Genomic DNA, 16,062 nt, shown 5'->3' with positions numbered 1-16,062 from the left:
TGAACAATAATATTGGTCATTCCAAAACCAAAAAGATCCTGTTTAATTTGCTCAGATACAATCTAAACAGTAAAAAACATTTCGTTTGCTGCCATTTATTCGGCGCATACCATTTTATCTATGGTGAATTTTATTCGTGTAAAACGTGTAAATGCATGGGTGGCATTTTAAAATGCCACCCAAGTAAAACATTAGTCAGCGCGGCGAAGATAAGTAATTTCGTTGGTATCAACGATAATGCGCTCACCTGATGCAATGAAAGGCGGTACCAATACGCGAATACCATTTTCAAGGATTGCCGGCTTATAGGAAGAAGCAGCGGTTTGGCCCTTAACAACAGGGTCAGCTTCAGAAATTGTCAATGTTACTTGATCAGGCAAGGAGATACCAATTGGTCTGTCTTCATAAAGTTCAACAGTAACAGTCATGCCATCTTGCAAAAATGCAGCGCGATCGCCAACAAAATCCTTTTGCAATTCAAGCTGTTCATAGCTTTCAGAATCCATGAAAATCAAAGCTTCGCCTTGTTCATAAAGAAATGTGAAATCTTTTTGCTCAAGGCGCACTTTTTCAACAGTCTCAGCCGAGCGAAAACGTTCATTAAGCTTAGTGCCATTAAGAAGGTTTTTAAGTTCAACCTGATTAAATGCGCCACCCTTGCCAGGCTTTACTGCATTGCATTTTACTGCAACCCAAAGGCTGCCATCATGCTCGATCACATTGCCTGGGCGAATTTCATTGCCGTTAATTTTCATTTATCTATCCACTTATATCAAATGTCTTATAATTTTTGCTATATTCATGTGTTAAGAGGCTAAATAACACATATTATAAAAAATTCCACTCATATTGGCATAAGCTTGCTTCTGATTAATGCAAGCTTACCTATCAGTCTCATTTTCATGAATTATTACTGTTTGGTAGCACCAATAAATCCTGTGTTTTAAAAACCATATCAAAGACAGCGAGCGAACTTTATAAATATCGTTTCACTATCGACATAGCATTTATATTCCATCTTCCAAAACCATAAAATTGTAATGAAAGCAAGGAAAATGCCACATTTTTAAGGTTAAGTTTTGTAAAATCAGTTTTTTTTTGTCTTTGTCAAAATAGTACACACCCTTTTGCTATATGCTTTTTTAAAACTGTTTTTATGTTTTTAGTGTTTTTATGGTTTGCGTGGTTATATCGATTGCATATTGGTTATTTGGGGGATTGATGATGTACTTCGGTCAGGGGGGATAGAGTTTGTTGTGGTATAAATCATCAATGTAAAAAGGAAGTGACTATTTGCAATATGTCAGGCTTTCGCAATTGTAATGCGGCAAATGTCCAATTGTCTTTGTTAGGCGGGCATTTACTAATATGGATAGAATACCGCCTTCAACATTGGTTGGTGGGTAATGGCAGCGATGACTTGAACCTATACTGCCTTTTTGAACACGCGCTGCTATCATTTACTTTTCAATCATCTATATTTGCATGAGCGCATATTCCGTTTACAACATCGAAACTACAAATTTGTAAATCGAAATCAAATCTATCATAAAAGTAACTTATCGATATATCTGATATTTTTGATAAAAGATAAAAATATTTACCGCTAATATCTTTAAATTCTTTATCATTAAAAGAGGTCGAATATTTCGAATCGATAACTGATAAAAATATATTTTGATTAATATCATTGCTTTCTATGCTAAATTTAGAAAAATATAGTTTATCTTTATTTTCATTTAATATTGGTATTAATACCATATAGCCATATTGGAAAAATAAATATTTATCTTTTATTTCTAAGTTTTCACAAACTTTTTTTTTCTTTTTCATCAATTTCAATTATTGTTAATAGGGAAATGGTTTTATCAATTTTTTGCATTTCCAATCTATTAATACAATATGAATGTGCTAAATTGGGCAATAAAAATATTAGAAAAACTATTATAAAGTTAAAACTAAGCTTTTTCATAACTTATTCCAATTCTGTATAAATATTTTTTCCATTATAGCAAATTGTATTTCTAAAATAAAAATTACATGTGCTATTTAAATCCATTCCATATATGTGTTTAGGAGAAAATTTTTCTTCAACAGCTAAATTTATATTTTCATATTGTAGTACTTCTTTATAAATTTCCTCTTTATTTCTAAGATTGATTTTTTTTAATTTGTTAAAATTTAATATATAAATATTTGAAAAAGCGTGATCTTGCTCTGCATTGCTCAGATTAAATATTGCAATTGTATAACTTATAATGCTATTAATACTTTTATTTAAGATTGTAAGTGGAAAGTAAATATAATTTCCATATTGTCTAAAAACTGGTAGTCCGTTTACTTCTAGTAACTTAATATCATTTTTGATAGATACAATATAATAATTTTTTCCATGAAAAAAATATTAATTGAAATGATCTCTTGCGGTTTATCTGCAGCAAAAGCCTTATTGGGAATAATTTACCATCGCCAAATTTAAAAATTCAATTACCATCTGTAGGCGAGCAATTTCCTTTTGCATAAAATTGATGAGGCGGAAATGGATTGCCCTAAAATCTTCCTTGATTATTGTATATAGTGGCATTGCTGAGCGACGAAATATGTATATCACGATAAATGTATAGGTCCTGACCCTAGATAATATACAATAGGCTACTTTGACATTATTTATATATTTTAAATAGAAGTTTGAAAGAGCAAGATGGTGGCGGAAAATATTAATATACAAACAATGAACAGTTCTTTGCAGTTCAAGTTAAAATGGTTGTTACCAATAATAATTTTCGGTAGCACCTTATTTATTGTTATTGGGTTCTTTTTCACCATTATGAGCTTTATGCAATCTGCCGATGCGTATCAAGCAGGTGTGGCAGCAGCCCAAAAAAATATTACAGTTATTAATTTAATTGGTGAACCAATGGAGCCTGCCGGCTATTTTACGGGCTCTATTACCGTTCACAATTCAAATGGCAGCGCTGATATTGCCATTTCGATTAAAGGTTCTAAAGGGACTGGTACGATATATGTTAAGGGTGAGAAAAAGTTTGATATCTGGAGTTACTCAACCATGGTATTTCGCTCTGATAGCGATAATTCGCTCATTGAGCTGCAATAATGATGACTTTCGATGCTAAGGGTCGATATTTAGAAAATTTATCAATTTGCTGAAATGCTTTAAGCCATCATAGTCCTCTAATAACTAGACTGTCGCAGATGATAGTTTGAAATAATTATTTAAAAACCCTTACGGGTTGAATAAAAGCGTATCAATACGAGCTTTTGCCTCATTTAATTGTTGCGGTGAAAGCTTTTTCATGATTGCGTCAAGGTCGGTAGCACCTTGGTTTCCTTGCTGAGCTAGGAGATACCAACTTGCACCCATCACCGGATTTTTTTCAGTGCCAACACCGTTAAAATAAAAACGAGCAAGGTGCACTTGGGCTACAGGTACATTATTAACCGCAACCAACTTAACCAATATAAATGCGCCCTTTTGGTCAACTGGTCCACCGCGTCCGTCAATCTTCCATTTTGCAAGTTCCAATTGGGCTGAGACACTTCCTAAGTTAGCGGCACTTTCAAGCAATGCACGGGCGGCATATTCATCGGGCTTAACTGTTTCAGTTCCCACGGCAAGAATCTCTGCTGCGGAGTAAAGGCTATACGCATCTTTGGCAACTGCGCCTTTTAAAAACCAGATAAGGCCAATATCAAGCTTATCTTTTTCGGGAGCTAAACTCATCAAGATTTGTGCATAATAGTAGCTAGCACGAGGCACGCCAGCCTTTGCAGATTTTTCAATATATTGCGCGCCAATTTCTTTTTGAGCTTCATCTTTTGAGTCGTTAAATAAGTTAACGCCATAATATAGGGCGGCATGGGGGTCGCCCAAGTCAGCGGCGCGTTTAAACCAATCCGCAGCTATATCTGAATCCCTTTCAACCACTTTGCCTTCCAAATATAGCATGCCAATAAGTGTCATTGCAGCAGGGTCGCCTATTTCAGCGCGTTTTTTGGCTTCCTCTAAAGCTTTCTTATATTGCCCTACATCATAGGCGCTATAGGCTGCATCATAGTCACCAGCTTTAAGAATGTGCAAGGGGGCATCAGTGATTACCTGATTTTCGGATCTTTGATTTTCATTTGTTGATGGATTGCTTGATAGGGTATTGGATGCTGGTTGGCGTGACTGCCCTGTTGGTGTGCCACTATGAATAGGGCCATGAATATCATTGGCGCTAGCTGGAACTGTTTCCATCACCATTACATTGGGCGTATTTTGTGCAAAACCAAATGCTGTTCCGCTTAAAAGGAAAGCTGTTGATACTAACAGAAAGCCGAATACCCGCATCACTCGTCATTATCCCCTAATTTTGGTGCATGTTCATCAAGCAGCTTATTGGCTGCAATAATATTTTCCACCATATCACTTGTTCCAAAGATAGCCTCTTCTAAAACAATAAATTCTGTTCCTGTTTTAGCAATTGTTTCAATACTTGCCAAGCTATTACCCGCTTGAATAAGCGCAGGCACTTCCATCATTGATGCCCACCATTCACCAAGATTGATGTTACGTGAATGGGCTTCAGGCTTTTTATCAGCGCCAAGCTTGCCAAACATCATATAATCGGGCTCTAATTCGCCAATTTGCATGGCGCTATGGCGGTCACGCAAATTAGCAAAGCCAACCATCATTGATGATTGATGCTTATCAATTGCATCTTTTAGATCTTCTATACTGGTTTCAATATGTAGACCATCTGCTTTGACACGCCCAGCAATACGGCTATCACCGGCGATAATTGCCGCAACGCCAGCATTTTGTATGATTGGAACCAAAGCTTCAGCATGTTTTTGAAACGCAGTTTCATTTTCGTCTTCGCTATAAAGAATAAGCGAGGCAACATCGCCAGCCTTTAAAATATCAGTCATTTGTTGTGGTGATATATTGCGTGTCGTTGAAAGGGCTAAAACAATGCGGCAGCGTTCATGTGACTTGTTGACGGACATATTTTATTCTCCTGCCGATGTTAAATATTGCCTTTATAGTCGTTTATTTTAATCTTGCAAATAAAACATATGCAAGAGATAGTTATTGATAATAAGAATTTAATGATAATGCGTGATTTAGCTTCATATTTAGAGTTCCAACTCGCTTAAAAGCATTCCTTTTCCAAGATTATAAAGCAAATTGTTGTTTTAACCGATGTAGTGGTTTTAACCGAACGAATTGCCATTTAAATATATAAGACAATTGCATTTTACTAAGTTTATTCCATTTCGCGAAGTTTAATAAGGGCAAGTGATCTACAATCCGTCTTCAAGTTTTTGGCGAGTTTAAACGGTGCATTTTAACTAAGATTTCAAATGATAATGAAAATTGATGGGTAAAGCACATTTTAGGACTACATTTTGTCAATCCATAGTTCTAATTATAACACGAGCACAAATTGCATGTGTTGTATGGAGTGATTGATTTGAATAAGGCGCCTAATTTTTCTCAAAAAACAGCTGTAAAACGCGATACTCGTATTGATGTATTGCGGGCTTTGGCGCTTTTGACCATTTTTATCAACCATGTTCCTGGCAATATTTACGAAATATTTACCCATAAGAATTTTGGCTTTTCTGATTCGGCAGAGGCTTTTGTTTTAATGTCTGGTATTGCGGTTGGTCTTGCTTATGGTAAAAAATTTGTACCTGGTAATCGCTTGTTGCTGACTTTGAAAATGTGGAAACGTAGTTTTACACTTTATTCGGCACATATTTTAACCACGCTTGTCACTATTGCAATTTTTTGTGGTGCAGCCTTATTTATGCATCATCCCAATTTGTTAACCCAAATCAATATTGCACCTTTGATGAAAGAGCCTGCAAAAGCAATTTTTGGCATTGTAACGCTTGGTCATCAATTAGGATATAATAATATTTTGTCGCTTTATCTGCTGTTGATGCTCGCCGCACCTTTGATGCTGTTTTTAGCACGTAAAAGCCTTGCTTTACTTTTAGTGGTTTCTGGTAGCCTTTACTTGTTTTCTGCGCTTTATGGTGTTGCACCAATTAATTATCCTAATGCCGGTGTTTGGTTTTTAAATCCGCTCTCTTGGCAATTTTTGTTTGTTATTGGCGTTGTTGTAACTATGCATATCAAAAATGGCGGCAAATTACCAGCTCACCCTATGCTTGTCTTATCTGCAATTGGTTATTTGCTTCTTTCATTTTTTTGGGTAAAGGCTAGCCTTTGGTGGATTGACCCAACAATGGGATTACCGCACCGTTTAACTGGTTTTGATAAGACATATGAATCTTTACCACGTCTTTTACATGTTTTAGCGCTTGCCTATGTTATTGCAATTTTCCCACGCATTTCTAACTTTTTCCGCTGTTTGCCAACTAATCCATTAGCCATTTTGGGTAAATATAGTCTTGCCGTATTTGTTACTGGTACTATTTTGGCTATGGCAGCACAGGTGTTGAAGCAAGTTAATCCAGGCGGTTTGGTTTTTGATAGTTTGCTCATTGCAACAGGTATTGTTGTGCAATTTACTATTGCTTATTATTTTGAATGGCTTGCAATGATTAAGCTTGCAGCAAAACAAAAGCAGGTGGAAGTTGTACCAGTTGGTGCAACAACAACCGATGGCGAAATTTCACTACCACAACCTATCGCCAATGTCCTTAAAGCCAGTTAATCTTTATTAACCTTCATTTTGCTTAATTGTGTGCAATTGTTTTCTAATATGCCTTTCAAGGTGAAATGCTATTATAAAAGGCGATAATTGATGCATGGAATCGCTAGAAAGATTGTTTTGCCATCCAGAGTTTCGGGCTTTGTTGGTGGCTAAATTATATTTACTATTTGATTTACGTGTTATTTTATAAATAAAATTCAAAAATGAAGGAACCAATTTCGGGCAGCTTGCGTTGAATATGCAATAATTGGGTTGTTTTGAATATCATCAATAATGCAAATACTTTTGTATTACTCAGTTGATTGATAGTTCTGCATGTGGTGTTTTTTTAAATGCCGATAGTGATATCACCCTGTTTTCAACCAAGAATAGTTGATGCAATTGTTTTAAAAGCAATTTGCCTTAAATATGCTTGACTTTTTTGCTTCAATAAAGGTCTTTAATATGAATATGGTAGCCGCATGGCCTAAGGATAGTCAACAGGTGGGATCGCATCCGTCAAACCGCGCAGATAGATCAGGCAACATGGTTGTATTAATGGAGCATGAGGCTTTTAATACAACATTCAAAGCACTTTATCAGCGTGGCATGCAATTAATTGAAGAAGTCGGTCATTATATTAATGAAGATGGTCGCGCGGCTATGTGTTGTTTGCCAGATGATGCTGCTGCTCTATATTCAACGGAAGCTATCCATTTAGGTTCACGTTTGATGCAGGTTGCTTCATGGCTATTGCTAGAGCGTGCTTTGCGTGATCGCGATATGAAGCCAGATTACGTTGCCAAAGAAAAGAAAAAAATCAAACTAAATTTAGAATATCCGAATTTTGATCATGAAGCATGGAACGAATTACCAGAAAAATTTCGTGATTTAGTAACTGAGTCCATACAATTGCTTGAACGTGTGCGTCATCTCAACAATGAAGATGATATTTTTGAGCAGAAAAATGAAAGCGCTGATGTGATAAAATCGCAGTTGATCCGTCTTGAGCAGGCTTTTGGTGTTAAAAACTAAATAAAAATTATCCGTAGATAATTGTTGTCTTAAATAATTTGGATGAGTTGATCCAAATTATTTAAGATTTTTAATGATTTATAGACAAGCAATTTTTGAATGAATTCTGCATTGCTTGGTGTTGTAAAACCAACAGCTCAGTGTTTTGAATGCTAACTTTAATGCTTGTGGTATTTAAAATATGCTTTTTCCAATCTATTAAAATGCCTAGATTTTATATCTAGGCATTTATGGATAAAAGAATTTTAAATATTTTAACCGCCAGCTTGTGATAAAGCGAGCGGAATAATACGGGCATTTTTTGTTTGCTCGTCACTATTTTGTGGTGCATCTACCGCCTTAAATGGAATGCCCAGCGCAGTCCAAGTCTCAATTAAAGCTTCCTTTAGGTCCTCAATCAATGCATCGCTATGATAAGGTGTTGGCGTAATGCGTAAACGCTCAGTGCCGCGGGGTACTGTTGGGTAATTGATTGGCTGAATATAAATATTGTGCTTTTCTAACAAGCGGTCAGTTGCCTTTTTGCAAAGATCAGGATTGCCAACCAAAATTGGCACTATGTGGGTTTCTGATGGCATAACAGGAAAGCCAGCTTCGCCCAAAACATCCTTAGCTTGCTGCGCTTGGCGTTGTTGCATGTCGCGCTCAACCTGTGATGTTTTTAAATGACGAATAGCCGCCGTTGCTGCTGCCGCAATAGCTGGTGGTAGAGCTGTCGTGAAAATAAAGCCTGGAGCATAAGAACGAACGGCATCAATAATTGCTTTATTACCAGTAATGTAACCACCTAGCGCACCAAAGGCTTTTGCTAAGGTGCCTTCAATAATATCTATGCGGTCGCACAGATTGTCTCGGTCAGTAATACCGCCGCCGCGCTTGCCATACATGCCAACAGCATGAACTTCATCAATATAGGTCATCGCATTATATTTGTCTGCAAGATCAGCAATTGCTTCAATTGGTGCAATGTCTCCATCCATGGAGTAAACCGACTCAAAGGCAATAAGTTTCGCACGTTCATTGCCTGCAGCTTTTAACAAGCTTTCCAAATGTTCTAAATCATTATGGCGAAAAATCTTTTTCTCTGCACCTGAGCGACGCACCCCTTCAATCATTGAGGCATGGTTAAGCTCGTCAGAAAGGATAAGGCAATCGGGAAGAAGGCGCCCTATAGTAGAAATAGCGGCTTCATTGGATACAAAGCCTGAGGTAAAGACAAGACCCGCTTCTTTATTGTGAAGGTCGGCAAGTTCGTTTTCAAGTTCTACCAAAGGGTGGTTATTGCCAGAAATATTGCGTGTGCCACCTGCGCCGGCGCCAGTATTACTGGCGGTTGCACACATAGCTTCAATGACTTTAGGGTGTTGCCCCATACCTAGATAATCATTAGAACACCAAATTGTAATTTCGCGCTTTTGGCCGCCATTGCGCCAAAGTGCACGTGGAAATGCGCCAACAATTCTTTCAATATCGGCAAACACACGATAGCGTTTTTCCTGATGTAATTGGTCAATTGAGTCTTGGAAAAACTTATTATAGTCCATCTTTTAAAGCTCCCGGCAATCGGCGAGAAAATCTTCTACAATTTGGTCGTCAATGATAGCGTTGTCATTATAGATTAATAAAAGCAAACATACATTGCTTATTGTGTTAGTGCTTTGGCATCAATAGCAGCAATAAAACAGGTGTTTTTTTGTCGCATATGTCCTTATACCCAATTTTATTGGAGTTATTCTAATAAAGTCAAGGGTAAACACAAAGCGTGACGTTAAAATGATTAAATTTTAGCGATATTTTGGCAAAATCTATCCTGTTGGGTTGCTAGATAAGCAATTACAGTCGGCGCTTACAATAAGTGCTTTTATCAACAACGAGTTCTATGGAATAAAACTTCGCGACATTGTCATGCGCATGTAACATCAATGGTTGATGCATAAAATAAGTAAAATTGTTGATAGAAATAATAATGATTTTTCAATTGTTTTATTTCCTAAAGCCACGTTATCAAGGGTTAGTCATGTTTTGTTTTCGTTTATCATTTACTGCCATTGCCTTGCTTTTGGCTACAAGCTATGCCCAAAGTGAAGAAGTGTTTAATCGCATTGCAAGTTTTCCGGTTCATCATAATCAGGCTGATAAAGCCACCAAGACTTCAGCTGAGATTATATCGGCAAGTGAAGACGGTAATGTATTGGTCTATTCGGATAGCCCATCAGGTGCGATTGGGTTTATCGATATAGCCGATCCCCACAAGCCGCAGCCCTTAGGATTGGTTAAAACCGATGGTGAGCCGACATCTGTTGTTTTTGCCGGTAAAAATGTGCTTGCGGCAATCAATACTTCAAAATCTTTTAAAGATCCGTCAGGCGAATTATCGACAATTGATTTCGAAAAAAAGTCGATAGAGGCGAAATGTGATCTTGGTGGGCAACCAGATTCAATCGCGATTAATCATGATAAAACTCTACTGGCTATTGCTATTGAAAATGAACGTGACGAAGATTTAAATGATGGAGCTTTGCCGCAATTGCCTGCGGGTTTTCTAATTCTTGGTAGCATTAAAAATGGCGTGGTTGATTGTTCTGGTTTAAAAAGAATTGACTTAACCGGCCTTGCCACCATTGCTCCAGAGGATCCGGAGCCTGAATTTGTTAGCTTTAATAGCAAAAATGAAGTGGCAGTAACCTTGCAGGAAAATAATCATATTGTGATTGTTGATGGCGTAAGTGGAAAAATTCTTTCGCATTTCTCGGCTGGTAGTGCAGATCTTGAGAATGTTGATATGAAAAAAGATGGTCGTCTTGATTATTCTCAAAATGCGACAGGAATTTTACGTGAACCAGATGCGGTAAAATGGCTGGACGATGAACGTATCATTATCGCCAATGAGGGCGACTATAAGGGCGGTTCACGGTTTTACTGTTTTTGATAAAAGTGGCAAGCTTTTGTTTGAAAGTGGTTCGTCCTATGAACATATTTTAGCCCGTGCAGGGCATTTTCCAGAAAGTCGCGCTGATAAAAAAGGAGTGGAGCCAGAAGGCTTAGAAGTTGCCCGCTTTGGCGATGTTAATTATATATTTGTTTTGGCAGAGCGTGGCAATGCAGTTGGTGTCTATAAAGATACAGGTGCCGAACCTGAGTTTGTACAAGTTTTGCCATCGGGCATTGCGCCAGAATCGGCAGTTGCAATACCGTCTCGTAAATTATTGGTAACTGCAAATGAGGCTGATCTTGGTGAAGATGGTGGGCCGCGCGCTCATGTGATGATTTATGAACTTCAACAAGAAAAAGCTAATTATCCAACGCTTGTTTCCAAAGACAAGGGTAAAAATATTATCGGTTGGGGTGCTTTGTCAGGGCTTGCGGCTTCAAGCGAAAAACCCGGCCTTTTATATGCGGTAAGTGACTCTTTTTATAATGCCGCTCCGACAATTTATACCATAGACGCAACCACTAAGCCTGCAACAATTATTGACGCGGTTATTGTTAACGAAAATAACAAACCTGCGGCAAAACTCGATTTGGAAGCGATTGCGCTGGATGGTGAGGGGGGCTTTTATCTTGCTTCTGAAGGTAATCCTGAAAAAGAAATTGATAATGCGTTATTACATGTTAACGCAAAGGGTGAAATTTTAGAAAAAGTAACTCTACCAAAGGAATTAGTCGAGCATGCAACCCGTTATGGTTTTGAAGGTATCGCTGTAGAGGGCGAGGGGGAAAGGCGGAGGATTTGGCTTGCTATCCAGCGGCCATGGAAAGATGACCCCGAAAATATGAGTAAGATTTTAGCCTATTCGCCATCGCAAAAAACATGGCAGGTCGCTCATTATCCACTTGAAAAGGTGGAAAAAGGTTGGGTTGGAGTTTCAGAACTCGCCATTCAATCAGGGCAGCTTTATATATTGGAGCGTGATAATCAAATAGGTGAAAATGCTAAGATCAAAAGACTTTATAAAACTGATATTGCATCATTAAAAACAGTTCCGCTTGGTGAAACGCCGCCAGTTTTAAGCAAAAAATTAAGCTATGATTTCTTAAATGACCTAGCCCAGTTAAATAACGGTTATATTCTTGATAAGATTGAGGGGGTCGCTTTTGATGTTGATGGTAATGCTTTTGCTGTAACGGATAATGATGGATTAAAAGACGCATCAGGTGAAACATTGTTCTTTAGCTTTAAGCCAAATTAAAGAATATTAGGCATTAAAATATAGAGGCTGCCTTTGAAATTTCTAACGGCAGCCCTATTATGAATAATTATTGTTCTATAATTTTGTTTTAATTTCAAAACCTATAAAATTCATGAAAAAACATAGTTATTTTAAAAATGCTTTTGATGAAATCAAACCCAACAAAATCAGTCATTGATTATCAAAATAAGTTCTTCTCAAAAACGTTAATTACCTTCAATCCATACTTCATGAATCCATGTGGCTAAGTCGTTCCAAACTTCATCAGTAGTTCCATTATTTGACCAAAATGTCACCTTTCCATCAGGACGAATACAATAGTAATCTGCATTGCTATCAACAATAGGTAACCAATCGTGAGGAAGTCCAGATTCACGTGCATCATTAATTACTGAGATTAATGCACGAGGATTATTAAGGTCGGGACTTAAAAGTATATTATCAAGACCATTGTATATGGCATAGCCAACTTTTTTAATAAATTTCTTATAGTCGGATGGAAATTTTATATCTATTTCCATTTCATACTGCTTAATTAAATCATCATCTGGTATAGGCGGTACAATCGGTGTTTTAATTTTCTTTTTGTTTAATTTATCTAATTCTTTTTCTAAATCATATGACATATTTTTACCTCAAAAAGCTTTTGCTCTATTCTTCTAGTCTATTTTTTTCCAATATTCAAATCGTGAACGATTTATTCCCGATGGAATTGTATTTGGATTTACATGTGTTATTCTAGTATTATTTTGATATAAAGTCTGGCTTATTTCAAAAATAGGCCTTGTCGCAAAGTTTGAATTTGACGCATTTTCGCGCTTGAACGCCTAGTTTTTAGGTATTTTTAACTTGTCTAATTCCAAATATATCGTGATGCATTTGGTTTTGCTCTAGTGTAGTCCATGTACCTTTTGACCAAAATCCTTTTTAATCTTGAAGCTGGCTCGAAACCACTTATTGTTCGGATTAGCCGTCCTTAGTGATTGAAATCCACCATTCCGTGACATTGCTCTTTTAAGCCGAGAATGATCGCTTTCACTGCCAAGATGATAGTACCTTGGTAGCGTAATGGGGGTGCTTTTTAGAAAGCAAATTATCTTCAGTTAATGACTGCAAGGCACAAAAATCCTTGGGGGAAAAGCTTTTGCTTTATCTGTTTCAAATTTTGCCAAGGGGTTAACCTGCAAAGAGCCTATCATCTTTAAAAGCTTTTCGGAAAAAGCGAATGGCAGCACCTTTATCCCTCGATGCTTTCGTCAAAAAATCATTGGAAACATCGTGTTTATCATGAGCTAAGATAGAGATATTTCCGCAAATCTAACCCGTGCCCTTTAACCTCGATATAGGTCTCATCAATGCGAATTTAGAAAATGGGGCAGAACCGCAATCGGGCTTTTTAAAATTTCGCGAACGTTTTTCCATTACTGGCGCATATTTCAATATCCAACGGTTGGTCTGAGTACAATCAACAGTTGTTTTAGATTGCTGTGTTTAAGGTTTAAAACCATTGTCATTATACGCGTTAAGACGAGTATAATGACAATGGTTTTAACTGGAAACGGTATTTGCAATTGCATAAAAACACTGCTTAACACATCAAGAAATTATTGACCATCATAACAAAATTCTAAATGATTTTTATCAACAAAATCAAGATAATGTTCTACATTATCATCCGCTTCTTCATTAAATATTTAAATCAACGGGTGTAGGAATGGAAGCATTAAAAATGTTCATTTGGCTCGCCATATCAAATTTCATACAATTTTATTCGATGGGTTGAATCTTGCGCGGACATATTTTGTCAAAATCAGTTATAGGTTTGTCATCTAAAGGCTTTAAATCACGATATAGATTAATTACGCAAGCATCTAGGCGTTTTCTATCTGCATCGCTTAAATCTGCAATCGGAAAAAATTTTGAGTTTCTATACATTGATGATAACTCAATTAATAAATTTTTGTTTCCGTGTTTTGCACCTTCACGTAAATAATACTCTTGTAATTTGGGGTTGTGTTCTTCGCGATCGTAATATTTAGCTAACATTTCCCAAGCATATAAATTACCATTATTAGCTGCTTTTTTAAGCCAATTTAGTCCTTTTTCTTTATCAACATCTTTAAAAGGAACACGATCAGGTTGGATAAGATAATAAAAAAGTATGCTTTGCCCGGAATAAAAAGCACCAAGTAAATATTGTGCTTGATTATCGCCAAGGGCAGCAGCTTCTTCATAAAGCTCAATCATTTTTTTATCATCACGAGGAACACTGCGCCCCTCGCGATACATAAAGGCTAATCCTCTTATGGTTTCCACATCTTTAAGAGCGCGCCCCTCTTCAAATAATTTAAAAATATAATCAAAATCAGGATTTGGATAAGTACGATCATATACTAATTCTGGGGCATAAATTAACGAAAAACCAAGTGCCCCAGCTGCTTTTTTATAACCAAGCCTATAAGACTCCTCCAATAAATGGCGTGCTTGAATTTTTTATCAGCTAATGGCTCTCTGCCACTTATTGGGTAATGTAATAATTCTTTAGCTTGCTTATAAAGAACTTCCCCACGAGCTAAATCACGTTCTTTACTTGTTATTTTTTCATTTTTTGGCGTTTGATCTAATTGGGATTCAGTCCTTTGTGTGGCAAATGACTGGCTCGCGAATATGGTTAATATTAATGGAAAAATAATTAAAACAGTATTAGAAATCCACTTTTTATAAGATAGCACCATTATGTTGCCCCTCATGATGGAGTATTTGATCTATTTTGCGTCAACTCATAGCAAGGTTTAAAACCGGCAAAAACCATTTACAATTTAACGGTTTAAATCTAGCGTTAACACTTTGTTTGAAGTATTCATTGTGCCTATTATGATATATATAGCTGTATTGTCATTAGCTATTTTGACTTTGTTGCAAATTTAAAACTAAATATATTTAGGTGTTGTCGCAAATCACAAACTTTACCATTACAATAAAGGTGGGGACGTGACTTATTGAACGGTGGACAAATTGGACGTAATGGGAAATTAAATGGTGCAATAGGGGATTGTTTAAAATGATACAGAAAAGAATAAAACTTCATTTATCTGAAATTATTGAGTATTTTATTGAGCGTGGCGTTTCAGATGACGATGTTTTTGATATAGGTCAAACTATGAATCTTTATAGTGCTAATACAGATGACCCACTTAAACCTGATACCATATGTTATATTGATGATGAAACATATTTTGATGAAGAAGCTGATGATGATGTAGAGCATTATCCTGATTTTGCCGTTAAAAATCAATTAGAATTACTATATTATGGCCAATTATTCCTCGATATTTTAAGTAGTGTTTTTATGCAATTGAAAAACCCTACAATACAAAATTGTGTTGATGCACTTAATTATTATGATGAACATGATGATTATTTAGATTTCGAAGATGAAAATTAATTTTGCTTGCAAATGTTATCTCTAGTTTGAGCTATTATTATTCTACGTGTTTTAACGCGTATGATTTATAAAAATGGTGTAGACCTAAAACATGGCATTATAAAACAACGGTTGATTGTACCATGGACAACCTTGATGCAACGCTCCAATAACAGCTTTTTAATCCTATAGCTTAAACAATAGCAAACTTGTTTGTAGCCCGAATGATGATTGTATCAAAGTGCCGAAATATAAAAATTGGCTTTAAAATCATTCTTTGCCTAACCACTTCTCACGTGGTGAAATCATTTGTGCTTTAATCTTGCCAATATCTATGGCTCCGCAAAATACGATCACATAGTCTCATGTTTTCATATTTTCACGTTAATACAGATTATGAATAATATTTGCGATATGGTCTTAATCACTATATTTTATTTTGGGTCCATTATTAATATAAGTTTCGTTGCTATCAATTAAGTTTTTATATGCAGCAATAGCTTCTTTTAAATCCATATATTTCCCGAAAATTTTAGGTCCTCGAGTATCAATGTACTCTATTACCCATATTTTAGTTGGATCCGTCCAAAAATTTTTAAATTCCTTTTTGGGGAAAAGTCCGTAAGTGTCAGACATGATGGGCTTTTCTAATGAAAATATATGTTCAAGCTTTTTGTGAACTATATAAGATTTTAACTCTGCGATCTCTTCGCTCATGTAATTATATATCCTTTATAAAGGA

Annotated in this window: 13 protein-coding genes and 1 pseudogene; 5 read left to right on the top strand and 9 right to left on the bottom strand. The window is 36.4% G+C overall.

The genetic code is table 11. From position 1 onward, the window contains the following. Window positions 1–191 precede the first annotated feature (191 nt). Together efp and H3299_RS10750 are read right to left on the bottom strand one after the other, a co-directional pair. On the bottom strand, window positions 192–755 hold the full coding sequence (gene efp / locus H3299_RS10755) for an elongation factor P (RefSeq protein WP_182417664.1): 564 nt from the start codon (window positions 753–755) through the stop codon (window positions 192–194). Window positions 756–1,467: 712 nt separating this feature from the next. Continuing rightward, the gene (locus H3299_RS10750; protein WP_182417663.1) at window positions 1,468–1,833 is read right to left on the bottom strand and encodes a hypothetical protein; all 366 of its coding nucleotides are present in this window, start codon (window positions 1,831–1,833) and stop codon (window positions 1,468–1,470) included. 868 nt (window positions 1,834–2,701) lie between these two features. Between H3299_RS10750 and H3299_RS10745 the strand changes: the two genes are divergently transcribed. Further along, a complete protein-coding gene (locus H3299_RS10745) occupies window positions 2,702–3,115 on the top strand; it encodes a cytochrome c oxidase assembly factor Coa1 family protein (RefSeq protein ID WP_371739486.1) in 414 nt (137 codons plus the stop codon). A gap of 129 nt (window positions 3,116–3,244) precedes the next feature. On the opposite strand, the gene H3299_RS10740 is transcribed toward H3299_RS10745, so the two are convergent. Next, window positions 3,245–4,351, bottom strand: a complete 1,107-nt coding sequence (locus H3299_RS10740; protein ID WP_182417661.1) for a tetratricopeptide repeat protein — start codon at window positions 4,349–4,351, stop codon at window positions 3,245–3,247. Then, on the bottom strand, window positions 4,351–5,010 hold the full coding sequence (locus H3299_RS10735; protein WP_182417660.1) for a thiamine phosphate synthase: 660 nt from the start codon (window positions 5,008–5,010) through the stop codon (window positions 4,351–4,353). Before H3299_RS10735 ends, H3299_RS10740 begins: the two co-directional genes overlap by 1 nt. A 467-nt stretch (window positions 5,011–5,477) precedes the next feature. Here H3299_RS10735 and H3299_RS10730 point away from each other — a divergent pair, with 467 nt between their 5' ends. Both H3299_RS10730 and H3299_RS10725 read left to right on the top strand, forming a co-directional pair. Beyond that, window positions 5,478–6,692 carry an OpgC family protein gene (locus H3299_RS10730; protein ID WP_182417659.1) on the top strand — a complete coding sequence of 405 codons (1,215 nt, stop codon included), beginning with the start codon at window positions 5,478–5,480 and terminating at the stop codon, window positions 6,690–6,692. A 444-nt stretch (window positions 6,693–7,136) separates the two neighbouring features. Then, entirely contained in the window at window positions 7,137–7,706 is a 570-nt protein-coding gene (locus H3299_RS10725) for a DUF1465 family protein (protein ID WP_182417658.1), read from the top strand. Window positions 7,707–7,960: 254 nt separating this feature from the next. Here the strand turns inward: H3299_RS10725 and hemA are convergent, their stop codons facing one another. Continuing rightward, the gene (hemA, locus tag H3299_RS10720) at window positions 7,961–9,250 is read right to left on the bottom strand and encodes a 5-aminolevulinate synthase (protein WP_182417657.1); all 1,290 of its coding nucleotides are present in this window, start codon (window positions 9,248–9,250) and stop codon (window positions 7,961–7,963) included. A 473-nt stretch (window positions 9,251–9,723) separates the two neighbouring features. On the opposite strand from hemA, the pseudogene H3299_RS10715 reads away from it, so the two are divergent. Further along, window positions 9,724–11,896, top strand: a pseudogene (locus H3299_RS10715) (esterase-like activity of phytase family protein). Window positions 11,897–12,102: 206 nt separating this feature from the next. On the opposite strand, the gene H3299_RS10710 reads toward H3299_RS10715, so the two are convergent. The 3 genes from H3299_RS10710 to H3299_RS10700 form a co-directional block, all read right to left on the bottom strand. Continuing rightward, window positions 12,103–12,522 (bottom strand): SMI1/KNR4 family protein, encoded by a 420-nt coding sequence (locus H3299_RS10710; RefSeq protein ID WP_182417656.1) that lies wholly within the window; start codon window positions 12,520–12,522, stop codon window positions 12,103–12,105. A 1,141-nt stretch (window positions 12,523–13,663) separates the two neighbouring features. Then, window positions 13,664–14,368, bottom strand: coding sequence for a tetratricopeptide repeat protein (locus H3299_RS10705; protein ID WP_182417655.1), 705 nt, complete (start codon window positions 14,366–14,368; stop codon window positions 13,664–13,666). Then, a complete protein-coding gene (locus H3299_RS10700) occupies window positions 14,308–14,631 on the bottom strand; it encodes a hypothetical protein (RefSeq protein ID WP_182417654.1) in 324 nt (107 codons plus the stop codon). The genes H3299_RS10705 and H3299_RS10700 overlap by 61 nt, the downstream gene beginning before the upstream one ends. 326 nt (window positions 14,632–14,957) lie before the next feature. Here H3299_RS10700 and H3299_RS10695 point away from each other — a divergent pair, with 326 nt between their 5' ends. After that, the gene (locus H3299_RS10695) at window positions 14,958–15,341 is read left to right on the top strand and encodes a hypothetical protein (protein WP_182417653.1); all 384 of its coding nucleotides are present in this window, start codon (window positions 14,958–14,960) and stop codon (window positions 15,339–15,341) included. 399 nt (window positions 15,342–15,740) lie between these two features. Here the strand turns inward: H3299_RS10695 and H3299_RS10690 are convergent, their stop codons facing one another. Next, complete coding sequence (locus tag H3299_RS10690) at window positions 15,741–16,037, bottom strand: hypothetical protein (protein ID WP_182417652.1); 297 nt, start codon at window positions 16,035–16,037, stop codon at window positions 15,741–15,743. Window positions 16,038–16,062 lie beyond the last annotated feature (25 nt).

The sequence above is a fragment of the Bartonella sp. HY038 genome, from assembly GCF_014117425.1.
Classification (GTDB): Bacteria; Pseudomonadota; Alphaproteobacteria; order Rhizobiales; family Rhizobiaceae; genus HY038.
Note: the sequence above shows the minus strand (reverse complement) of the source record. Positions and strands in the feature narration are given on the sequence as shown.